Origin of the sequence: Anaerolinea thermolimosa, from assembly GCF_001050195.2 — a bacterium.
GTDB lineage: Bacteria > Chloroflexota > Anaerolineae > Anaerolineales > Anaerolineaceae > Anaerolinea > Anaerolinea thermolimosa.
In genome coordinates this window covers 1378148-1402022 of the sequence record NZ_DF967965.1, presented here as the reverse complement: position 1 = coordinate 1402022, position 23875 = coordinate 1378148, and the positions used below count along the sequence as shown (strand labels likewise).

17 protein-coding genes and 1 pseudogene are annotated in these 23875 nt (G+C 51.5%); 6 read left to right on the top strand and 12 right to left on the bottom strand.

What is annotated here, in order from left to right:
- From ATHL_RS19660 to ATHL_RS06290, 6 genes and pseudogenes are all read left to right on the top strand, one after another.
- Positions 1-142 (top strand): annotated as a pseudogene (locus tag ATHL_RS19660) (IS982 family transposase); the annotation flags it as partial.
- A gap of 472 nt (positions 143-614) precedes the next feature.
- A complete protein-coding gene (locus tag ATHL_RS06310; protein ID WP_062190966.1) occupies positions 615-1121 on the top strand; it encodes a flavodoxin domain-containing protein in 507 nt (168 codons plus the stop codon).
- A complete protein-coding gene (locus ATHL_RS06305; RefSeq protein ID WP_062190964.1) occupies positions 1118-1975 on the top strand; it encodes a hypothetical protein in 858 nt (285 codons plus the stop codon). Before ATHL_RS06310 ends, ATHL_RS06305 begins: the two co-directional genes overlap by 4 nt.
- 262 nt (positions 1976-2237) lie before the next feature.
- Entirely contained in the window at positions 2238-3464 is a 1227-nt protein-coding gene (locus tag ATHL_RS06300) for a YhfC family glutamic-type intramembrane protease (RefSeq protein ID WP_062190961.1), read from the top strand.
- A 234-nt stretch (positions 3465-3698) separates the two neighbouring features.
- Positions 3699-4793, top strand: a complete 1095-nt coding sequence (locus ATHL_RS06295) for a TolB family protein (RefSeq protein WP_062190958.1) — start codon at positions 3699-3701, stop codon at positions 4791-4793.
- Positions 4794-4941: 148 nt separating this feature from the next.
- Complete coding sequence (locus ATHL_RS06290; RefSeq protein WP_062190955.1) at positions 4942-8718, top strand: hypothetical protein; 3777 nt, start codon at positions 4942-4944, stop codon at positions 8716-8718.
- A gap of 166 nt (positions 8719-8884) precedes the next feature.
- Here ATHL_RS06290 and ATHL_RS06285 read toward each other — a convergent pair whose 3' ends face one another.
- From ATHL_RS06285 to ATHL_RS06230, 12 genes are all read right to left on the bottom strand, one after another.
- Positions 8885-10108, bottom strand: a complete 1224-nt coding sequence (locus ATHL_RS06285) for an ABC transporter permease (protein ID WP_062190952.1) — start codon at positions 10106-10108, stop codon at positions 8885-8887.
- Between the two features lie 2 nt (positions 10109-10110).
- Positions 10111-11403 (bottom strand): ABC transporter permease, encoded by a 1293-nt coding sequence (locus ATHL_RS06280; protein WP_062190949.1) that lies wholly within the window; start codon positions 11401-11403, stop codon positions 10111-10113.
- Between the two features lie 5 nt (positions 11404-11408).
- Positions 11409-12344, bottom strand: coding sequence for an ABC transporter ATP-binding protein (locus ATHL_RS06275; protein ID WP_062190946.1), 936 nt, complete (start codon positions 12342-12344; stop codon positions 11409-11411).
- Positions 12345-12424: 80 nt separating this feature from the next.
- On the bottom strand, positions 12425-12670 hold the full coding sequence (locus ATHL_RS06270) for a hypothetical protein (protein ID WP_062190943.1): 246 nt from the start codon (positions 12668-12670) through the stop codon (positions 12425-12427).
- A 79-nt stretch (positions 12671-12749) separates the two neighbouring features.
- On the bottom strand, positions 12750-15416 hold the full coding sequence (locus ATHL_RS06265; RefSeq protein WP_162787618.1) for a winged helix-turn-helix domain-containing protein: 2667 nt from the start codon (positions 15414-15416) through the stop codon (positions 12750-12752).
- Between the two features lie 126 nt (positions 15417-15542).
- Complete coding sequence (locus tag ATHL_RS06260; RefSeq protein ID WP_062190936.1) at positions 15543-16190, bottom strand: DUF5666 domain-containing protein; 648 nt, start codon at positions 16188-16190, stop codon at positions 15543-15545.
- 257 nt (positions 16191-16447) lie between these two features.
- The gene (locus ATHL_RS06255) at positions 16448-17476 is read right to left on the bottom strand and encodes an ABC transporter permease subunit (protein WP_084001223.1); all 1029 of its coding nucleotides are present in this window, start codon (positions 17474-17476) and stop codon (positions 16448-16450) included.
- The gene (locus tag ATHL_RS06250; protein WP_062190933.1) at positions 17460-18536 is read right to left on the bottom strand and encodes an ABC transporter permease; all 1077 of its coding nucleotides are present in this window, start codon (positions 18534-18536) and stop codon (positions 17460-17462) included. The genes ATHL_RS06255 and ATHL_RS06250 overlap by 17 nt, the downstream gene beginning before the upstream one ends.
- Positions 18533-20050, bottom strand: coding sequence for a sugar ABC transporter ATP-binding protein (locus ATHL_RS06245; protein WP_062190930.1), 1518 nt, complete (start codon positions 20048-20050; stop codon positions 18533-18535). The genes ATHL_RS06250 and ATHL_RS06245 overlap by 4 nt, the downstream gene beginning before the upstream one ends.
- A gap of 98 nt (positions 20051-20148) precedes the next feature.
- Positions 20149-21132 (bottom strand): ABC transporter substrate-binding protein, encoded by a 984-nt coding sequence (locus tag ATHL_RS06240; protein WP_062190928.1) that lies wholly within the window; start codon positions 21130-21132, stop codon positions 20149-20151.
- A gap of 205 nt (positions 21133-21337) precedes the next feature.
- Complete coding sequence (locus ATHL_RS06235; RefSeq protein WP_062190984.1) at positions 21338-22237, bottom strand: ABC transporter substrate-binding protein; 900 nt, start codon at positions 22235-22237, stop codon at positions 21338-21340.
- A 95-nt stretch (positions 22238-22332) separates the two neighbouring features.
- On the bottom strand, positions 22333-23862 hold the full coding sequence (locus tag ATHL_RS06230) for a sensor histidine kinase (protein ID WP_062190925.1): 1530 nt from the start codon (positions 23860-23862) through the stop codon (positions 22333-22335).
- Positions 23863-23875: the final 13 nt, after the last annotated feature.

Genomic DNA, 23875 nt, shown 5'->3' with positions numbered 1-23875 from the left:
GAATATCTCCCAAATCGAGCATTCGCGCCATCGCAGTATCACCAACTTCTTTGTTAATGTCCTGTGCGGCTTGATCGCTTACTGCCGCCGACCGTCAAAACCTTCTTTGGGCTTGGACAATTGCCTGCCCTTGCCCGCCTAACCCGAACTCACGTTATTTACAAAGAAAATAACATCCTTTTTCCACTGGCCGAGAGAGTTATTCCCGAATCCGACCAACCCCGTTTGAGAGAGCGCTTTGAACACCTGGAACACGAAGAGACCGGAGAGGGGATTCACGAGAAATACCTGGCCCTGGCCGACCACCTGTGCAGGACAGTGTCGCTCCCGTAAAGTTTCGAGAGCTCATCTGTTTGGAGTAAGAGATCATCTGCAGATTATCCCTTTTTACCTTACAATTGATACGAATCTGTTCGATCATAGTATCCTGTCTGCCATTTTCAACAGCGTCTTACAGGAGGTTTGCCCTCACCAGGCAACTCAACTCATTTGCAATACTTCTATACATGTGGAAATGGCAAGCGTATTGTGATTGACGTGCCATATCATTTGTGCTTAATAATGAAAGGTCTTACAACGATGTCACCAAATTCTGATTGGGGAAGGGAACTGCTATGTCTTTAAAAATTCTGGTGGCTTATGCCACCCGAGCCGGCTCTACCGCTGAGATTGCCACTGAGGTTGGCGGGGTCCTCTCTGCACGTGGTTTTAGCGTGGAGATGAAGTCTTTAAAAGAAAGACCCGTTCTTGCGGGTTATCAGGCTGTGGTGCTGGGAAGCGCTGTCCGCATGGGTAGCTGGCTTCCCGAAGCTCTCACCTTTGTCAGAACCAACCAGAGTGCCCTGCAGGGCATGCCGATAGCACTGTTTACCGTGCATATGCTTAACATCGGCGAAGATGAAGCCAGTCGCACTGCCCGTGCCGGTTACACAGCGAGCGTCCGGGCGCTTTTGCCTGATGCCTCTGAGGCCTTCTTTGCCGGATTAATGGACTTCTCGCGCCTTTCTTTCTTCGACCGATTCATTGCCAGGATGGTTAAGGCCGTCGAGTCAGATCAACGCGATTGGGGGCAAATTCGTGACTGGGCCGGCAGTGTGTTTAGTGGAGTTAACGTGTTATGAACAGAGCGCTCTTCTGGCTGATACCCTCCATCTTTCTCCTGGCGCTCATCGCCGCACTGGCCGGATTGTGGCCCGCAAAAGGCACTTCCTATCCGTTGACCACCTTCCGCGGCGAGGAAGTCATGATTAACGCCCGAGGGTTGTACTTCTGGGATACGCTCAGTTCTGCTGCACAGATGCAGGCGAACGATGCGGTGACTCTCTTCCTGGGCCTGCCCCTGCTGGCAGTTTCATTCTGGCTGGCTCAAAAGAATTCTCTGCGCGGCAAGCTTCTCCTGACAGGTACACTGGGTTTCATCCTCTATACCTATGCCTCCATGTGCTTTGGCACGGCCTATAATCAGCTCTTCCTGGTGTATGTTGCGCTCTTTAGCCTGAGCCTGTTTGCCTTCATCCTGAGCATGATGTCTTTTGACCTGAAGAGACTGCCGATGCATTTTTCAGAGAAATTACCGCGCCGCTGGATTGCCGGACTGCTCTTCTTTACCGCGGCTTTCCTCTCGCTGGCGTGGCTGGGGCGGGTCGCCGCCACTTTTACACCGGGAGCCGTCCCTGCTCTTGAGAATACCACCAGCATGTTCATCCAGGCGTTGGACTTGGGGGTCATTGTACCCCTCTGTGGGCTTTCGGGAGTTCTGCTTTTGCGACAAAGTGCCTGGGGCTACCTGCTGGCATCGGTGGGATTGGTGAAATTTCTGACTTTGGGTACCGCTGTGGGTCTGATGGCACTCAATATGGCACGGGTAGGTGTACCAGTGAGCCCGATAGAGTTGATCGTTTTCCCGGCAATGGCGCTGGTAGGGGTAGGAATGACGATCCTCCTGCTCAAACATATTAAGGATCAACCGAAATGAAAGGTGATTGGAATAACCCTGCAGGTGCATTCCGGAGTGAAGAGAATAAGTGGCCAGAGGCTAAATGCAAATAGAAAGAGAGTAGATTTTTTTTGAAAATGAACCAGGGCTCTTGAAGGTTTCATTTTTCGGGCGGATCGCGGGGAAAAACAGTACTCTGCCTGACTGTTTTGAATATCCATTCACTACCGGGAGAAGGCTGAAGTGCCGCGTTTGATGCGTCCCGGTGAATTTGCGGGCCTTAACCCTGGAAAGGAAAACTATGAACAACCTGTTTCGATGGCATGTGAAAAGGATGCGGAGCACATTCAGTTGTCTGCTGTTCGGGTTCTTGCTTATTTTCCTGGCCGGTTGCGCCGTGCAACGCTCAGGCGTACCTTTGGTCGAGCGCTGGGCTTCGGTGGAGGGCGGACAGATTCAAGAGACCCGTGCCGGTGAACAATTTCCCTTTCATATCCCGGTAGACGAGGGCCTGATAATCGAAGGAGTACCTCTCACCATAAAAGTGAGTGGTAATGTCGTCAGCGGCTCGGTGCGATTTGAATTACGGCGTCCCGACGGCCAGGTGGTGTGGAACTCAGGGACAATCGGGCCGGGGGATTTTTCTATGAGCACCGAATACGTTCTACCCACCGGGCAAACCGGCACTTATACTCTGGGATTGGTTTATACTGAGCAAACGGCGGTCACCTACAATCTGAGCTGGCATGCCCTCCGGCTGGGGCCGGTCATTCTCTTGCCCGGGCTGGGGATGATCCTGGTTGGGTTGGCTTTTGTCTTTTACGCCAGGTGGCGACAGCTCCTAAACTGGCGCTATCTTCTGCTGGGTGCAATGTTCTGGGTGCTCACTGTAGCAGCCAAATTTACTGTAAGTATCCCTCTGAATCCGCTGGTCTTTAGGACGTTGGGGGTTAACAGTGAAAAGCCCTTTTCACCCGGCAACCTGGCAGCGTATCTTTATATTGGGGCACTGACGGGTATCTTCGAGGCGGGTTTATCATGGCTCATTTTAAGCAAAGGCCACTGGGGCAGGGCCAGTTGGGTACAGGCATTGACCTTTGGTATGGGTTTTGGGGTTATTGAAGCGCTCACCCTTGGCCTTTCCGGGTTGGGCAGTGCCCTGGTTGGCCTTCTTTCTCCTGAAGTGTTACCCGTTCCGACCCTGGGAAGCCTTGCCGGGCAGGCCACCCTGGTCATGGGGTTGGCTCCGGTGGTTGAGCGCCTGTCAGTTATCCTGGCTCATATTTTTTCCTGTGCGCTGATCTTCTTTGCCATTGCCCGGCGTGAAGCCCGATGGGGCTGGCTGGCCATTCTTTATAAGACTCTGCTGGATACCCCGGCTGGGTTTACTGCCTTCTGGGGTATAGGCACTGCTGCCAGAATCTGGACGATCGAGGTTGTAATTGCCCTTTTCGGTATTGTCGGGTTGTGGGGCACGCTCTGGATTGCCCGGCATTATCCATCTGCTCCTGCCGCCGGGCAGGTTTGAACCACCCCCTTACGGTATGGAGAAAACTCGCACCGCTTGAGAAGCCGTTCTTTTGGCGACGAGGGGAAATCTGGCAGTGGGGTCACAGGAGCTTTTTTATCTAACTCTGTAGTGCGGGAGTGGAGTAAAAACACCTGAAAATTGCAACGAAAATATTACACTCTTTGATTGAAAAACGTCGATTTGCTTTTTATACTGAATACATCGAAATCCGCAGAAAACTGGAGGGGATCCATGCGCAGGCTGCGGCTTCTATTTTCGGTTCTGGCAGGTTGGCTGGTAGTTACCACGCTGGCGTGCGGGCTTTTTTCTCCTTCCGTTATCACCCCATCCGCTCTGGTAACATCCCCTGCGCAACCTGCCAGAGATCTGACCACACCAGAGCCAATCCCCACACCAGAAGCTGTGGTCTCTTTACCTTTATCCGAACCGTCGCTTACCCCTGAACGAGATGAACCTGCACTGGTAGAGCATTGCCCTGATAACCTGGGGAGTATCGTTTTTTCCTATGACCCGGGAGACCACGACTCTGTTCGTTATGGCATTTACCGCATGAATGCAGATGGCGGAAATCGGGTTCGCCTTTCGGATGAGCTTGCTCGAACTGACACCATGCCGGCATGGTCGCCAGAACGGTGCCAGGTTGCCTATGTAAGGTTTACAGAGGAAGGTCATGAAGATATCTTTCTCATGTTCGCTGATGGGAGCGGCATCCGCCGCCTGACAACAAGCCCCGCAAGGGAAATATTCCCTGACTGGTCGCCCGATGGCAGGCAGATCTCCTTTATTTCAGACCAGGATGGCTCGCGGAATCTATATGTCATGAATGCCGATGGTACGAACCAGCACCAGTTAACAGATAAAAGCTCTTTGGCGAGGGCAGATGGGGGATATGTGCAATGGCAGCAGTGGTCTCCAGATGGTGAAGAGATCGCATTCACTTTTAACCCGGGAAAGGGTCAGGGCACGGGGATTTATGTCATTCATCCGGATGGAAGTGGTTTACGCGAGATTGCCCCGGGCGGGCACGAGCCTGCCTGGTCTCCGGATGGAAGCAAAATTTACTTCCTTTCCAATGAAACAGGGCAGGTGGAAATCTGGGTGGTTAACCGCGATGGAAGTGGGCGAAGGCAGATCTCGCATCTTATGGGCACATTGTTCATCGATCATTCTCTGCGGGTTTCGCCGGATGGTACACAGCTTGCTTTTTATGGCACTGGCCCCGAAGTAACCCGCGTCGGCACAGAGATATATGTCCTGGGGGCCGATGGCCAGAACCTGAGGAACATCAGCCATGCAGAAGGGCAGGATGAATGGCTGGATTGGTAGGGAAAATGGAAAAGATACCCGGGAGAAAGGAGTGGTTTGGGGTGCTGTACATTAAGAAACCGGGGCTGGCCCGGGAATTTTAGTTAAGGGCTGCCCGTTAAATGAGGTAGAAGGGCCATTTGTTGTAATAAGCAGGGGAGGGGGCACCGTGGGTAAGAAGATAGTATATCTTCTTCTTTTTCTGGGGGTGGGTGTTACTTTCTTTTTCATGACCCATCAGATAGATGCCGGGGCTGGATCTCAGGCGAGGGTAACGCATTCGGCATGTGTGGGAAACTGTGTGGTAGATGTCTACTTTCTCCATTCAGAAATGGGAGATTCTGTAGCGAAAGAGGTCTACCATCGGTGGTACGATACCTACTATAAATTAACCAGCTGTGATGCCAGCTGGGGGAGCCGGTTCTCGTTTCTGATGGATGTGATTGGAGAAATTGTTGGTGCTCCCGGGGCGCCAACCTTGCAGTGTTGGCAAGGAGTGATGGGGCAGGCCGACGTTTGCGATCGAGCGTGTCGGGAATATTTTATTCCCGATGCGAAATATGCCCCGAACATCAAACTCAGCCTGCTATCAGGTGGGCAGGGGCATGCAGAAGTTAAGGTGGATAACCATACGAACCTGGACGCCCTACCGGAGCTCTCGGTAAATGCATATAGCCGCAAGTATCGCCTTGATGCTTATCTGCAGCTTGAGGATGGTACCCCTCTGCTTATTCACCGCCAGGAGATGGCCAGCCTCAGCTTCCCGAACTGGATTGGGAGAAGCGGATATAACGACTGTGTCAGCTCGTTTGGCATCGATGACCGGCGTTGTTCTATTTTAAGTGCCTTTCTCATTCCCGATGAGGTTACAGCTTCGATTGAATTTATGAACGGTGCGCTTTATGATCTGACCGGTCAGGTAGTCAGCCTTAATGATGCTGAGGGTTCGTTCAGCCAGGATGGCTACGTCCGTTTGCTTGGAGATGGAGATAGTCTTACTATCAGGCAAGGAGATTTTGCCGGGCTGGCATGGATTAAGACACATAATACATCAAAAGACACTCATACTCAGGAAGTGGTGGCGTGGGATGCGCGCCAGGGGGCAGTGACCATCACCAATCATGAATGCAATACCCTGTTTTCGACCTGCTGGATTACCGGTGACCGTACCGAAGTGGATACATATGTCTTTGCACTCCAGGGACCGGCGGAGAAAATGCTGTCAGGGACGTACCGGGTGGAGGTGGTGGCAGAGATTGAGCATGACAAGAATGTCAACGATAATCGAGTAACCTATGCCTATGACGCATCTGCCTCACCCGGGGGACAGAGCACGGGCGGAAATGGTGGTGAAGAGTCCGGAGAAGCTATCCGGGTTGGTGACTTGCCAGTCATCGATTTGCCGGGAGCTGGAATTTATGATGAGGTTATCCCAGAAGCATCACCAGGGAGCATGTTCCGCGTTTTCGTGCCGACTGGTGTGAAGAACCTAACCTTCCGTGTTTTACTGCTTACGGGCCAGCACCTGAACTCCTTTGTGCGGTATGGTGAAATTCCTGTACCCGATTATCCGACTATCAACGAGGATTACGATTGCTGGATGCAGTCGGACTCGTTCTTTGCAGATGTTTGCCCCTACGGCAATCCGATGACGGGGGAGTATTATGTAGGTGTGATTGGCGCGCCGGGAAACGCCTTTCGGCTGGAAATTCAATGGGCTCTGCGCACTGCCACCCCGGTATTAACAGTAGGGGCATCCCCTTCTCCTCAAAGCACGCCTCTTCCGTCTCTAGAAGTGACTCAATTCAGCGAGGTGGAAGAGAATAACCGTCGACAAACTGCTAATTCCTGGGATGCTCGGAGTCCATTTACAGGTCGGTTGACCCGGCAGGACGTGGATTTTATCCAGGTGAGTTTCTCGCAATCAGGAAGCTATGTCTTCGCTCTAACACCCCTCGGAGCAGAATTGAAACCGGTCCTTCGGCTATATCATGCTCCAGAAGGTTCTTTGCTTTACACAGCAAGAGCCCAGGATAAGGGAGACAGGGTAGTGATGCGGGTTTCAGCTCTTGCAGGGGAACAATATTATCTCTCGGCGAATGCTATGGATCTGAGCGCTACCCTTCCACCCCAGGCTTATCAGATCGAACTGATAGAGTTCATCCCTGACCCGGATGAACCTAATAACACGCGTGCCCAGGCAACGAATTGGGACCTGGCTGCAGAGTATACGGGGTATATTTCCCGAACATGGTTTGACCAGGATTTTTTACGAATACGTTTTACCCGGTCGGCCATTTATACCATTAGCGCAATCGATGAAGGCCAGACCCAGAAATTATCCCTGGTCTTGTTGAGCCCTGATGGAACAGTGATGGTATCGACCAATGCGAGGGCAAAAGGCGAACAAGTCAATCTTACTTTTGATGCTTCGGCAGGAGAAGAATTCTTTCTCAAGGTCTCTTCCAGCGGAAGCGCCTTTGACGCACTCAACCGCTACCGCCTGATGGTAACGGAAGAAATTCCAGACCCCTCCGAACCCAACGATGAGCGTTCACAGGCCACTTTTTGGGAGGTTTCTCAGGGGCCGGTGCAGGGGTATCTGTGGGATGGTATTCGGGGTAATGCAGATTATTACAGGCTGGTTGCCCCGCGGACGAAAGATCATGGCTCGGTGACTTTTATAGTGAGCAACCTGCCTTCGGGGGTTCGAGTTCGCATATCGCTGTTAAATGCCAGTGGGTATAACCTCCAGAGCGCCGTTTCATCCGGGAATACAGAGGTTGTTCAATTGTCCAGCCTGTTGGAAGACAACAATGGATATTACTTGAGAATTGCTTCCATCGATGGTAAAAAGTCTACCCGCCCTTATACCCTCAGCGCAGTGTATACCCCAGTGGAAACTACGCCTGAAACGCGAACTGTGCGTTTCTTGGCCCGAGTGTGGCTCAGAACGGGACTCGTTCCTTTGCCCATGGAAGGGGTAGAAGTATTTTACCAGGTAGGCATAAGGCCTGCCGTTTTACTTGGCACCACCAACCGGCTTGGGGGCATCTCACGCCAGGTGGATGTACCTGTCGGACAGGAAGTAGTATTCTGGGCAGCGAAGCATAATTATGTTTTCATTCCGCGTCAAACCACGTGGGTTGTTCCAGAGTCTGCCCGTTCGCACCATGTGGTGTTCTACGGAAGTGAAGCTCCGGTGGTCCAATCATCGCCTGTAGTTATGCCTACCTCTACTACTACGAGCACGCCTGTGCCTGCCAGTGAAAAGCCTACACCTTTTTCTAGCCCAACAGCCGTTCCGGTGTCCACCCCTACTCCCTCATTCCCGGCCAGGACACCTCCCGCAACTGCTTACGGGAGAATTGAGGGGCACCTCTGGCGGCTATTCCCAGATTCAGAACCGGCCGGTGTGGGTGGGGGAAAATTAAGCCTGAGTATTAATGGTGTACCCCAGTCCTCTGCGGGCAGTATGATCGACGGAGCGTATACCATCGACCTGCCATCTTTGCAGGCAGGTGATGTTTTACGTTTGTCGGCCAGTGGTGCTGAGGACCGGTTTGAACCAGAATATTATGAGTGGAAGGCAGAGACAGGAGTAACCCGCTGGACGTATGATTTCTACTCATACTGGGGGACAATTACTCCGCCAGACCGCGATGACCAGAATCATATTTACGGCAGAGTGATCGACCATGAGGGCCGAGGAGTGCCGGGGCTTTATATATTGGTTCAGATGGGCAATTCCGATGCCCTCCAACGTATTGGCCCCACTGATTTCAACGGATATTACGAGGGGTTTGTCCGACTGCCGGTACGTATGATGGTCACGGTCTGGGTGGAGCAGGAAGGGTTTGTCCCTTCTCGCTCCCTGTTCTTCCATGCCTACTACCCGGAAGACCGGATGATCAACTTCTCTGCAGCCCCTGGAGAGGGAAAGTAGAAAAGCAGTCTGATTGCCTTCCCTGCGGCCATATCCAGCCAGCCAGGTTTTGACCAGGTAATGTACTGTACCATGACTACTGCAAAGGAGATCATCAGGGTGCTCAAAATACCCAGGAAGAGGATATTCTTTGCTGGAAAACGCATAAGTGCAAGCGAATTTTCTCTTACTCCATACTCCTGCGCAGGCGCCAGACTGCCAGTATGCAAAATACAACTGCATAACCCAGCAGGATACCGCAGGGCAGGATCGTCGATGAAGGCCCCTGCCCGCGAATCAGAATGTTCTGAAAGCCGGTCATCGCCCAGGCGGTGGGAGTCCACTGGCCAATAGCGGCAAAGGTTTTACCGGCTACTTCCAGAGGGAACCAGGCACCACCCAGTCCTGAAAAGATGAACATCACAATTAATGAGTAGAGTGTGGCCTGTTGTTCCTCTCTGGCGATGGTGCCGATCAGTAAACCCAGCCCGGCGGTTGCCATCGAAAGCGCCACCATCACTGCAATAACCCCCAGAGGCGCGCGCAGGTAATTGACCCCAAGTAATATTTGCCCAAAACTTACAAGCAGAACTTGCTGCGATAAGGTAAGGGTGAACATGGCCAAAAAGTGCCCAGCGATGGCCACCGGCGGCCTAACAGAGATGGTGAGCATACGTGCCAGGGTACCATTCTTACGCTCGTTTAGCAGCACCTGGGCCGAGTTCATCAGGCCAAACATGGCAAACATCAGCAAGATGCCAGGAGAGGCCTGGTTGTAAGGGTTGCCGCCGAAAGGGTCGGTGGTTTCCCCGGTTGCAGTTGTGGCGAATTCGGTCTGTATGCGTGCGGTATTGTCAGTTTGCTCCCAGCGTTCCCATGCTGCTTGAAAAGCCTTCTCAAACTCAACGGCAGATTCATTCCCTTGAAAATCACGCATATCCAGCTCAGCAATTCTCAGGCTGCTCATCCACTGTATCACCGGCTGACGGATGATCTGGTAAAGCCATGTGCCATTACTCGAGGACGGAGCGGTGATGAGAGTGAGAGGAAGTGGATCTCCGCCATTGACGCTCTGGCTGAAACCTTTTGGAATGACCAGCACTCCCTCTACCTTACCCATATGCAGGGCATTAAGGGCGGTGGTCTCGTTCATGTCTTCCAGCTGCAGCGGGTTTGTGGCTGACAGTTTGATTTTTAATACCTCAAGCGGTTGCCAGTTTACATCCACATCCAGGTTCACCCATGCAAGTGCCAGACGGGGAGTAGTGTTCTCATCACCCTGGTTGCTGCCATAAGCAAATCCCATAAAAAGAGTGAAGGCGACTGGCATGAGGAGCAGAAAGATGAGAGTTCGCTTGTCTTGATAGATTTGTTTCAGGTCTTTGAGTACGATGGTGAAAAGACGCATCATACTTACCTCGCAATCTGAGTGAAGCGGTGGCGAAACGAAGCGCTACCTATTCCAAATGTAACCAGCCCGAAGGCAAGACACACTGCGAAAGGTATCCATACACGGCTGAGAGGTTCACCGTTCAGGGCCGCTCGCCATGTAGCCAGCACCCATCCCTGAGGGGTAACGACGGAAATTTGTTCGAAGAGCTTCGCTGCAGATGGCACAGCCACTGTGAACAACCCTCCCAGCATGCCCAGGGTGGCCAGTACCCCGCCCAGTACTGCCCCGCCCTGACGAGTAGAACGAATAAATGAAATGAGCATCACTCCCAGCCCTGTGGATGCCACCACCTGTCCGCTCAGGGCCAGCAAAGCGCTTATTGGTGTACCCCAGTCAATCTGAAATGCATAATGAGAAGCTACCATCAGAATAAGGCCCTGCAGGGTTACTATCAGCACGACAGCGAGAAACTTACCTGTCAGAATAGTGATTCGGCGAAGCGGCATGCTGAACAGACGTGCCAATGTGCCCTCTTCCTGCTCTTGTAAAATAGACATCATAGCATAACCGCCGGTGAAGAAGGCAAAAAAGATCATTTGTCCTGCCATAACAAACTTCATCAATCCGGCCAGGTTGCCTGACTGTTGTGAAGCATCAGAGTTCTGTGTCTGAAGGCGTAGAGCTGCCTGCTCGGGGCTATGGAACAAGTCCCGCTCGAAAGCAATGTACCAGGCCTGATAATCGTTCAGAAGGGATATTATCCGGGTGGGCTCGAACGTAAGCCCCAGTGCTGTACGCCGATCGATAAAAGTTTGATAGGCAATTCTTCCTCCTGAGAACCCATCCAGCAGCGAGACGAGGATACTGTGTACCACCTGTGGAGTGAGGCTGAGAGTGGGGTCTTGCACAAGAGTTACTACGGCCTGAGGATCACCTGCGAGGAAGCCGGCACTGAAGTCGGGCGGTATAATCACCGCTACACCAACTTCGCGGCGGTCAACGGCCTGGCGAGCAGAGGAGTCACTGGAATAATCTGATGCACTGATCCACGAGCGCAAGCTTTCATCGAAGAAAACTGAGTGAATAATATTTCCTAAAGGTTCCTGAAGAGGTGAATCCGGGGGAAGGCTATCCTGGTTCACTACTCCCACCTTCAGCGAGGGCATTTCTCCCTTCTCTCTGGTCATGCCACTGAAGGCAAAATACATCAGGCCGGTGAGCAAGAGTGGAGCAACCACTGCCATGCCCAGAAAAAAAGTATTGCGTAGTGAACGCAGGAGATCTTTTACTGCAATCGCAAGGATGATGATCATAGGGGTTAATCCCTCAATGCTTTGCCGGTCAGATGTAAAAACACGGCTTCAAGGTTGGGTTCGAGGATGTCTACAGAAGTGATGCGCCCTCCCAACCGGGCAGTGGCTTCGAACAAATAGGGCAGAACCCGGTTGCTGTCTGTAGCCAGCACTGAGATTCGCCCATCTGTTCGGTCAATCTGCGAGATACCTTCCACTTGCTTCCAGGCCGGGATGACCTTTTCGGGTTCAAGTGTGACTGTCAGATCAATGCGGGTTTGCTCGCCTACCAGACGGATCAATTCGCGGTGTGTACCATAAGCGATCAGCATACCGTTGTCGATAATCGCGATGTGGTCTGACAGTTCCTCTGCCTCTTCCATATAGTGGGTAGTATAGAGCACGGTCATACCCTGTTTGTTCAATTGTTTAATATTTTCCAGGATGTATCGACGAGACTGAGGATCGATCCCTACCGTAGGCTCATCCATGATTACCACAGGAGGCCGGTGAAGCAAAGCCACACCGAGGTTGACACGCCGTTTCATGCCACCCGAGAACTTGCTCACTTTATCTTTCTGGCGGTCAGTCAGACCAATGATCTCTAACGTCTCATCTACACGTTGTTTACGTGTAGCGCCTCTCAGCCCATACATGGCCGCCCAGAAATTCAGGTTTTCACGGGCCGAAAGGTCTGGGTAGAGCGCGATTTCCTGCGGCACAACTCCCAGGGCAGCCCTGGTCTCCATGGGTTCATTCTGTACTGAATGCCCCAAAATGGTAACCTCACCGCTTGTTGGTTGGATTAATCCACAAAGAATCGAGATGGTAGTGGATTTTCCTGCGCCATTTGGTCCAAGCAGGCTGAGTATCTCGCCCTGCTCTACGACGAAACTGATGCCCTTGAGGGCGGAGAAACTCCCATAATTTTTCTTGAGGTTAGCGACCTGTATGGCATACATTGTTACTTATCCTTTACCGCTGAACATATCGGCATATAAATTCCATCTGGCCAGTCCTTTGAACCAGGAAAGAGGTGTTTTTACTCCATTTGTATGGACACCAGCCAGATGCCCATGTTGCGAATAAAACTCAATAGACCCGAGAGTGCGGCTTGATCACGAACCGTACCAATGACGGTGGTTGAGCTGTGTACCCCTTCACCCTCGAAGCGCACCTCGGCATCGGGTAGCCAGTCGGACCAATCAAAGGTGATATGTCCCTGCATACGCAGGCAGTAGCGCACAGGAAATTCAGCAAGTGGGGGGGTATGGGGATCATCATCCATGCCTTGTAGTATATGCCGCCCCGCTGAGGGAAACATCGGGAAAAAGTATGGTTAGAAAGAAGGATTGTCTGCTGGAATATTAACTGCGGGGGATTAATCCCAGGTCCTGGGCACGCTTAATTGCCTGAGTACGGTTTTCGACGCCGAGTTTATTATAAATATTGCTGATATGGGTTTTAACGGTTGGGAGAGAAATCACCAGGTGACTTGCAATTTGCTGGTTTGTAAGCCCTTCTGAGACCAGGTGAAGAACATCAATTTCACGTTCAGTAAGTAAACCACCTGTCTCTCGTTTATATGGGTGTTCCATAGGATTTCTCATCACGACAAGTAACTGCAAAGCATACGGATTTGTGTTCAATTTTGCCAGTAAGGCACTCAGAGGTTCACCTTCGTCCAGGAAACTGCTTAAGTAATGCTCTGGCTCAGCCAGTTTTAACGCCTCGCTGAGTGTGGAAAGTGCTTCGGGCTCCAATCCCTGCAATGACAGCCCACGTGCCTGTACCACCCGGGCCTGGATGGTTATCCGAATGTGCCCTCTAGAGAAAGAAGTCTCGGCCAATTGCTGAGCGAGCTGGGTACCTGTTTCCACCTGGCCGATACAAAGCATAAGCCGGGCAGCATCGAGCATGGTTGCTTCTGCCGTGAGGGAAACTTGAGCCTTTAGCGTGGGTAGATTCGTCGTCAGCCAGGCTTCTGCCGGATGGCACTCACCGCGCTGAGCCTGCCAGAGCACACGCAAGGCTTCAATACTCAGGCGCATACTGGCAAACGGGACACTCTCAAGCTCACTTAACAGGTCCAGGGCCGCCCGGGTATCTCCCTGCCTGTGCCGGATGCGCGCCAACCCACAGAGTGCCGGCACCATCGAATCCCAGTGGTTCCACAGCCGTGCAACGTGGACCGCTTCCCGGTAGTACTGTTCAGCTTCCGTTAAGTTGCCCCATTCGTAGTGCAGGTCACCCAGGCCGACCTGTGTCACACAAACATACGGAGACACACTTCCGGCTTGCAGTTCAGAGAGTGCTTCTTCAAAGGTACGCCGCGCTGCCTGTAGGTGTGACTGTGTTATTTCCAGGTTGCCCAGGTGCCCGAGGGCAAAATGAAGCAAGTGAAAGTTTTGTAGCCGCCGAGAGAGTGATACGGTTTCTCGAAAGTGCTTCACAGCCTGAGCCAAATTGCCGTTGGCCTCCTCGGCCAGCCCCAGGTTGTAAATCAAAACTGGCCGCAGGTTACCAACGGTGTTAAACAGGCATACCTGGTCATCCGGCAGGTGCTCAAATTGCGCATAGATGGCGCGCAGAGTATCCTGTGGAATGGCTGTGAAATCATGCAATGACGACTGCAACCGTGCGATGAGCACTTCCAGCAGGGCAGAACGGCGATTCTGGTCGAGAGAGAGGTCGCTTAGAGCCGCTTCTGCACATTGTCCAAAGAAGCGCTCAATCTCAGCCAGCCATTCCTGTGGGTTCTGATAAAGCGCTACTACAGCCCAGGCTATAGCCATGCAGAGGTGTGGGTAGTGTGTGCGTATCTCTTGAGGCAGGGTGCGCGCCAATGTTACTAACTGAGGCAGTTCATTCTGATAGAAAAAGAGCACCACGTGCCGATCCAATAAGTGAGTTACCCGCTCTGCATCGGGAATTTGCTGGGCGTAACGGATGGCCTGAAGAATGTCTCCTGTGCTTTCGCACCAGATGCTGGCAGTGCGGCGGAGAAGAGCGATTTCCTCAGCTGGAAAGGTGGCAACCAGCCGTTGACGTAAAAGGTCAGCGAAGAGATGATGGTAACGGTACCAGGTACAGTTTGTATCCAGTGCAATGACAAACAGGTTTGTACGCTCAAGATCGGCCAGAGAGATATCCGTTTCTCCGGTGAGCGCAGTGCATAGCGAGTCAGACATGCGATCGAGAATGGATGTCTTCAGTAAGAAATTACGCACTTTCTCGGATTGAACCTGCAACACTTCTTCTATCAGGTAATCGGCAATGTAACGATCGCGACCCGAAAAAGCTTCAAAGAAGGCATGAGCGTCGGACTTTTGCAATGAGAGAGCTGCCATCTGAATACCTACAATCCAGCCTTCAGTGGCCTGCTCCAGCAAGCTTACCTGTTGAGGAGTCAGTTGCAGACCCATCACATGGTAAAGAAAGGCCTCGCATTCTTCTAAAGTGAAGCGCAGGTCCGTGGCGCGGATCTCGACCATTTGCCGGTTTGCACGTCGGCGGGCCAGCCCAAGGGGTGGATCCTCGCGAGTGAGTATGATAAGATGAAAATTCTGCGGTTGATGATCGAGCCAGAAAGCCAGGCTGTTATGAATCTCGAGAGACTGAATTTGATGGTAATCATCCAACACCAGGATAAGCTCTTTAGAAAACTCGACCAGGTCATTAATCAGCGTGGCGACCACCTGCTCGATAGCAGGTGGAGATGGAACCGATAGTAATTCCAATGCGATATTTCCAAGTTCAGGATGGAGTCTGCGCAAAGCTGAAATGAAATAGCGCCAGAAACCAAACAATTGATTATCGCTTTCATCGAGTGAGAGCCAGGCAATATCCTTTTGTCTGTGTGCATACGACCAGTCCGCCACCAGCATGGTTTTCCCAAAGCCGGGCGGGGCGGAGATCAATGTAAGGGGCTGGGCAACTCCTGTGTCGAGCAATCCATACAGGCGTGGACGGGGAATTACCCCGGTAGTTATGGGCTGAACGAGCTTGGTGGAAATCAGGAGGGGGGAGAGCATGTCTCTTTGATTATACCGTTTTGGTGAGCCCAAAGAGTGACCTGAATTGTTATCTTGAATAAAAAAGCTCCCTCCCGGCTTACTTTCCTGGGAGGGAGACATCTTTCTCCTCATTTGCAGATAATGTTAATCGTCTCCGCTATGCTCGTGAGAACCGCCTTTGTCGTGATGATCATGATCGTCTTCAACAGTCCCCGATTCACTCCCACGGGAATGATTACTGACTTTATAGTCATCATCATGCATGTCCTGGCCACCTGAGTGCCTGTCCTGGTCATTGGACGAGTCGTTGATCTCGGGTGTTTTTGTCAGGGTAAGTCCCTCGTGAGAATCATCATCTTCCATCTTACTGGAGTGAGTTGAAATTTCATGCGCGATGTAAGAACCATCAGGCTGGAGGAAAGCCTCTACCCAAAGTGTATTGCCCACTGCTGGTTGGCCTTCAATTTCGGTAGCTGCGGTGACCCGTACCACATAATCTCCGATTGTCCACCAATCCTGATCGATAGTGGTTAGTACCCCGCTGAACTCTATTTTAGAGGGATTCTGGCGGGTGGAGTCGGGCGTGAGGTTGGGAGTTGGAGTAGTGGAAAGCACAGTTGTTGGGCTGGATTCAACAGTTGGACTGGCCGCCGAGGTGGCGACCTGGCGGGTATTTGCAAGCACGTTTTGCGCCAGGAACTGGCCAGCTGCATGGGTTACTCCAGCAGTAAAAGTCAGTACCAGAATGGCTGAAGTGAGGAACATAAAAATACGTAAAGGTTTTGAAAACATTGAGAATATAACTCCTTTAAAGGTAAATATTGTCTTGATGCTTGTATAGTCTCTTTATGAACCAAAAAGATACGCAGAGTTTAAAAGCCCTCTCATTCTCTTGGGTTAGAGAGAGGGGAGAGTGAAATCTATAAAAATGGAGAACGGAGGTTGAATTTACTCACCGGTCAGACGCGTCGTGAGTTTTCAGAACCTGGCGCATTCTTATGCTCCCAGAAAGACGCCGGGTGAGTAACCGCAAGTGGTAGGAGCCTTATTTACCCGACCCGTTTTCTGCGACTGTAGAAGGTGCTCTGGATACCGATGAACGCAAGTGTCAGAACACCTACGGCGATTTTGGTCCACCATGAACTGAGTGTGCCATTAAATTGAAGAATGCTGATAATTGTTCCGTTAATAAGAACACCAAAAAGGGTGCCGATGACGTTACCTACACCGCCGGTAAGCAGGGTTCCACCCATCACCACCGAGGCAATAGCATCCATCTCCATAGCTGGGGCGTAATAACCGTAGCCTGAACTCAGCGAAATGCTGAAGACGATCCCGGCGAGGGCCGAGCAGAACCCACTGAAGGAATAAACGATGATCTTGGTGCGTGCTACCGGCAATCCCATCAACATAGCTGATTGCTCGTTGTTACCAATGGCGTAAACAGTGCGGCCAAAACGAGTGAAAAATGCCAGGTAAATGGCTACCAGCAAAAGCACAATAGCAACAATTGAATAGGGGTATACATAAGCTTTAGGAATCAATGGGATGGGAATCTGGGTGAGGGCAAGGGCGCGGTAAAATGGGTCATTAATCGTTACCGAGAGATTGCTGATGATAGCGCCCATCCCGCGAGCAAAAAAACTGCCCATCAGGGTGACGATGAAGGATTCTACCTTGAGGTAATGATGGATGCTGCCCATCACAAAACCAAAGGTGATGCCCATGAGCAGCATCAGCGGGATTACCAGGGCGGGACTCATCCCATTTTTGAGAAGAACAGCTGATGCGATGGTGGTAAGAGCAAGAACCGAAGCCACCGAAAGGTCGATGCCCTTGAGCAAAACCACAAAGGTCATTCCAATGGATATGATCAACAGGCTGGCATTGTTGATAAACAGGTTGAAAAAGACCTGAGGCTTTTGCATATTAGGGTAGACCAGCCCGGCAAGGGTATACCCCAGAATAAAAACCAGGATGGTGATCAGCAGAGGGCCATTATTCAACAGGAACGGTCGGACTCGAAGCCAGAGGTGTTCTGCTCTGGTAGGAGAAAACACATCAGTCTGCGATGCCATGTTGAGCTCCTTTCCGTTCAGCTAAGCGAGTCAGCAAGGTGCGCGCCTGGTTGGAATACATCAGGATGACCACCAGCACCAGCAGAGCTTTGGCGGCTTTCAGTGCATCTGCAGGTACGCCCACGGTATACATCGTCAGAGTGAAAGCCCAGATGACGAGGGCCCCCACAACGCTTGCCGAAAGTGAGAACCTCCCTCCTTGCATGGAGGTGCCTCCAATAGCCACCGCCAGAATGGCATCCAGCTCATATGAAAGACCGATGTTATTGGCGTCTGCGCTCTTGACATACGAGCTGAGGATAAGTCCGGCGATTGCGCCACAGAAGCCGCAGAAGGTATAGGCGAAGAGCTTTATATTTTTCTCGTTAATGCCACTGTAAAAGGTAGATTTTGGGTTCAGCCCGACCGCTTCGATGAACATTCCGATAGACGTTTTACGTACCAGTAATGTAGCCAGCAGAAGTACCACCCCTACAATGTAAACCGAAACCGGCAGGCCAAGGATGAACCCGTTGCCGAACCAGAAGTATGGAGTGTAGTAAATGGTCATAATCTGCCCGTTGGTAATCAGCTGGGCGATTCCGCGTCCGGCAACCATCAGAATCAATGTGGCTACCATAGGTTGAATTCTGGCACGTGATACCAGGAAGCCGTTCCATAACCCGCACAGGGTACCGGCGGCCAGATCAGCCAGAATAATGATACCCAGGGGAGTGTTGGTTTTATTGGCGGTCAGAATGTCATTGGTGATCAACTGGTTCCCCAATGCCGGGTTAATCAACACCGCGCCCATAGCAGCTGATATGGCGATCACCGCTCCAACTGAGAGATCAACCCCACCCGTGGCGATGACCAGTGTCATACCCATGGCCACCAGCGCCAGGGGTGCACCATCGTTCAGCACAACGATCAGGTTCCCATAAAGATGACCGTCCAGAACGCCTATTTTGAAGAAATCGGGTGCGTAGATGGCATCGAATAAAAAGATCAGCCCCAGCGCAACAACGGGCCAGAACAGGCGACTTTCTCGAATCTGTTTAAAAAAAGGAGACTTTTTCATAGGTTGCCTGCCATGGTTTTCATAATCGTTTCATCGTCCACATTGCCGGGGAACTCAGCAGCTTTCTTGCGATCGCGCAGGACGACGATGCGGTGGCTGCAGCGCATCACCTCTTCAAGTTCAGAGGAAATGAAGATACAGGATTTCCCTTCCTCAGCCAGTTCCAGTACCAGACGCTGAATCTCAGCTTTGGCACCCACATCGATTCCGCGGGTGGGTTCATCTAAAATCAAGACCTGAGGATTGGTAGCGAGCCAGCGCGCCAGGATCACTTTCTGTTGATTTCCACCACTCAGGTTTTTCACCAGCTGGTCAGCTGAGGGTGTGACGATACCCAGCACCTGAATGAAATGAGAAGCAATTTCATCCTGACGAGCATGGCTGAGGTGTTTAAACCATCCCAACCGGGCCTGGAGCGCCAGGATGATATTTTCTCGAAGAGTCATATCACCTACAATCCCTTCCTCCTTACGGTTTTCAGGGCACAGGCCGACGCCTGCATTAATCGATTCCAGTGGTGAAAAGCGGGTGACTTTTTTTTCCTCGATGGTCATGAACCCGAGGTCTGGGGAATCGATGCCAAAGATCAGATTAGCCATCTCGGTACGCCCTGAGCCTAACAACCCGGCAATGCCCACCACTTCACTGCTTCTCAATTCCAGGTCAATGGGCTCCAGAGAGCCTTTTCGGCCCAGGCCATGAAGCTCGAGGAGCTTTCCGTTTTGGGGAGTAGTTTCACGATGAAATTTAACCCTGGAAACTTCTTCCAGATCGGTGGAGGAACGCCCCAGCATACTGGCGATTAGCTGAATGCGTGGGAGCATTTCGGTAGGGTAGGTGCCCACCAGGCGTCCGTTACGCAAGACGGTAATGCGATCGGCCACCTGATAGACTTGATCTAAAAAGTGGGTGATGAAAATGATGCCAATGCCCTGTTCTTTCAAGCGCAGCATGACATCAAAGAGTTGTCGGGTTTCGTGAACGTCCAGGCTGGAAGTGGGCTCATCGAGAATCAAAACCTGAGCGGAGGAAATCTCGAGGGAACGGGCAATGGCAACCATCTGCTGAATAGCCACTGAATAACTGCCCAATGGCCTGGTAACATCAATATCAATGCCCAGACGATGGAGAGCATCTGCAGCGAGTCGATTCATTTTTCGCCAGTGAATGGCTCCAAACCATGTTTGGGGTTCCCGCCCCAGCATAATGTTTTCGGCCACTGAAATGTTGGTGCACAGATTCACTTCCTGATACACTGTGGAGATGCCGATCTGCTGAGCATGCAGGGGAGAGTGAACTTCGATTTGACGTCCGTCATATTCCAGGGTGCCTCGGTCGGCATGTTCCACACCGGTGATAATCTTAATGAGTGTAGATTTTCCCGCTCCATTTTCGCCCATCAAAGCGTGAATTTCACCCCGACGGAGCGAGAAATCCACGTCTTCCAGTGCCGTGACCCCCGGGAAGGATTTGGTAATTCCTTTTGCAGACAAAATGACTTTTGGATCGTCCATGGTCTTTCCCTTTCTATGACCCTGCCGGGAAGGCGGCGTTTTGTAAACACCGCCCTCCCGGGGTCAGTGGTCAGCCCCTGGATGAAATCAGTGATGGGTCAATACTTGCGTGATGGCAAAAGCTCGGCGGCATTTTCGGGGTAGTACACGGTCTCATTAGTGAGAATTTCGCGCTCAACCGGTTCACCGTTCATCAGTTTGAGTGCCAGTTCGAACACCTGTGGACCGAGCAAGGGATTGCATTCTACATCAGCCTGAATCCAACCGTCGATCATCGCCTGGAAACCACCACGGGTGCCATCGACTGAGACGATCTTAATATCGCCGGGTTTCACACCTGCGGCTTTGAGAGCTTCAATGGCGCCGATGGCCATATCGTCATTGTGGATGAATAGGCCTTGAATATCAGTGCCATACTTGTTCAGGAAGGCCTCCATGACGGGTTTAGCTTCGGCACGGGTAAAGTTGCCCGTCTGGGTGTCAATGATTTGTATGTTGCTATTCAATTTGGCGCGGAAGCCTTCAGCGCGGCCAACTGCTGCACCCGATCCCGTGGTACCCGAGATTTCCAAAATCTTCCCGCCATTGGGTAAAAGGCGATTCATTTCGGCGGCAGCGCGCTCACCCTCAAGTTTCATATTTGAGCCGATATGGGCAGCATAGAGTGAAGGGTCAGCGCTGACGGAACGGTCAACGATGATCACCGGAATACCCGCATTTTTAGCTTCGGTCAGGACGGCATCCCATCCATCCTCAACAACCGGGGGAAGGGCGATAACATCTACCCCCTGTTGAATGCAGGAGCGGATAGCCGAGATCTGGTTCTCGGGTTTTTGCTGGGCATCGGAGAAGACCAGCTTTTTAATCCCCAGCTGCTGGGCCGTTTCTTTGATGGAAGCTGAGTTAGCTGTACGCCAGTCGCTTTCTGCTCCTAACTGCGGATAGCAGAGGGTCATGTCGGCATAGGTCTTCTTCGCTTTGGTGGCCGTCGGCTCAGGAGCAGCCGGCGCAGCCGGTGCGGCACAGCCGATAAGGCTGACCAGCACCAGACAGATGATTACGGAAAGTACAAGCTTCTTCATGGATTTCATTCTCCTTTGGGGAACAAATGAGTGGATAGAAACGGCCCGCGCGGGCGACCTGATTTGTTTTTTATGATAGAAAAAAGATTGGTCAGGAGAGAGTGTTGGTTTTACGAACCTGGTTAAAAAATTAACGTAAAAAGACGGCCCATGCTGGAGAGGTCGTCTTTTTTTCGAAAAAAGTTAATTTTCTTCCGATGCGCCTTCAATACTTACGCGATGGCAAAATTTCTCTGGCGTTCTCGGGATAGAAGATGCTTTCGCTGGATGGAATCCACTTGGGTACAGCTTCTCCGTTAACCACTTTAAGCGCCAGCTCGAAGAATTTGGGCCCCAGGAGAGGGTTGCATTCCACAGTGGCATTCAATTTCCCATCGATCATAGCCTGGAAGGCATCGCGAATGGCGTCAATTGATACGATCTTGATATCTACCCCCGGTTGAAGGCCATATTCCTCAATGGCTTTAATGGCGCCGATAGCCATGTCATCGTTATGGGCATAAAGGGCGTTGATCTGTGAGCCATATTGCTTTAACAGATCGGCCATGGCTTCTTTCCCTCTGGCACGGGTGAAATCTCCGTCAACTGAGGCGATAATGTGTATCTCGGGATACTCCTGCATAATTTCGCGAAAGCCCTTGTAACGGTCAATAGCCGGGGCTGAGCCAGTGGTGCCGGTCAGCTCAACAATATTACCTTTACCGTTGAGCAGCTTGGCCATCACTCGAGCAGCATTGCGGCCTTCTTCTACAAAGTCAGATCCAAGGTGGGTGGCATACAGACTTTCATCCACATTAGCACGGCGGTCAACTAAAATGATGGGAATTCCGGCATCTCTGGCTTCCTGAAAGACCGAATCCCAGCCGTTTTCGACTACCGGTGAAACGCCAATTACATCGACCTGCTGGGCAATGAACGTGCGGATGGCTTTAATCTGGTTTTCCTGCGACTGCTGGCCATCGGCGAAGATGAGCTCCACTCCCAGTTCTTCGGCAGCTTCTTTAATCGAGGCGGTGTTGCCTGTGCGCCACTCGCTTTCTGCACCTACCTGGGCAAAACCGACTACAAGATCTCTGTAGGTTTTTTTAGGGCGGGTGGTGGCCATGGAAGGTGGCGTGCTCTGCTGGCTACATGCTACCAGGAATATAAGGAGCAACAGGAGGAGCATTTTCCAAATTTTTGGCGTTCCCTGTTGTGTTCTCATGCTGTCACCTCCTCGACGAAAGATGGAGTCTCTCGCAAGAGAGGAATTTTGACAGTTACCCGCGTGCCCTCGCGGTAGGTAGATTCGATGGTCAGGCCATACTGTTCACCGTAGTAAAGTTGAATGCGCCGATGGACGTTTTCCAGCCCGAAACCAGTTTCAGTGAAGGAAATTTCTCCTGACCCGTTTTTCAGCGCTTCTTGAATTTTTCCCAACCTATAGGGGGTCAATCCGACGCCGTCGTCAATAATTTCCAGGAGCACCTGATTTTTATCGGCCCGGTGCGCTCGTACAGTGATTGTGCCGCCGTCGCGTTTAGCCTTGATGCCGTGGTAAATGGCATTTTCGACCAGCGGCTGGAGGGTGAGCTTCAGGATAGTGCCGGAGAGAATCTCGGGGTCGATTTCAAATCGGTAATTCAGAATATCGTGGTATCGCATTTTCTGAATGGCCAGGTAGCAGCGAACATGTTCAATTTCCTGCTCGATGGGAATCCAGTCCTGTCCTTTGCTCAACCCGATCCGGAAGAAGTTTGAGAGGGCCTGTACAATTTCGATCACTTTATCGGTCTTCTGGTCCTGAGCCATCCATAAAATAGTATCCAGCGTGTTGTACAAAAAATGCGGGTTAATCTGAGCCTGGAGCGCCTTCATCTCTGCTTTCTTTAACGATTCCTGTTCTTTCATTTTGGCGTCCAGGAGTTGACGAATCTTGCCAATCATAATGTTAAAGCTCAACCCCAGTTCGGTGATTTCATCCACGTTATGGCCGGTGATCAGAGCCTGAAGATCGTTTCGAGTGATTGTGGTGGTGACGTCATGAAGTTTTTTAATGGGGGTGTAAATACTGGCCGATATGAGCCAGGTAGCAGCCACCGAAAATCCTACCACGCAGGGAAGTAGAATTAGGTAGAGGATCCCCAAACGAGAAAATCGCTCTTTATTTTGAATGTACTCGGCTTTAGCCTGATTGACTTCGAAGATCATATAATCCTGTGTGGTCGATTCGACCACTGCGGATACACCGCGGATGTCGTTGAGTACTTTTTCGTTCTCCGCCACCCGGCTACCCTGTTCCATCTGGCGCCCCAGTTTGTCTACGTACTGGGTAAGGGTGTCCATGGTACGGCGGATGACATCCAGCTTAATGCGCGATTTATCGGAGCTGGTGTTCGCCATCATGGTCTGGAGTTGCCGGTTGACCTCGTCAATGATCTGATACTGCTGGCCTTCAGCGAAACTTTTCTTCCCGGCAACAATGTCCCACATTTCACGGTCGATGGCAGGTTTAATGTAACCATTAATGCTGTTGGCGGTGGTGATATTGGTGATGATGGCGTCGTATTTACGATTGAAATTCATCAACTCCAGGGCGAGAAGACCATTCATCGCCGAGAGAAGGATGATAACGGTGAAAAAAGAAACGAGGATCTTCGTCTGTAATGAGATAGGGATGCGTAAAAAGAAGGCGATGAACCTCTCCAGATAGCCGGGAATGTTCCGGGGGATAGGTGTTTCGATATCCATGGTCACCACCCTG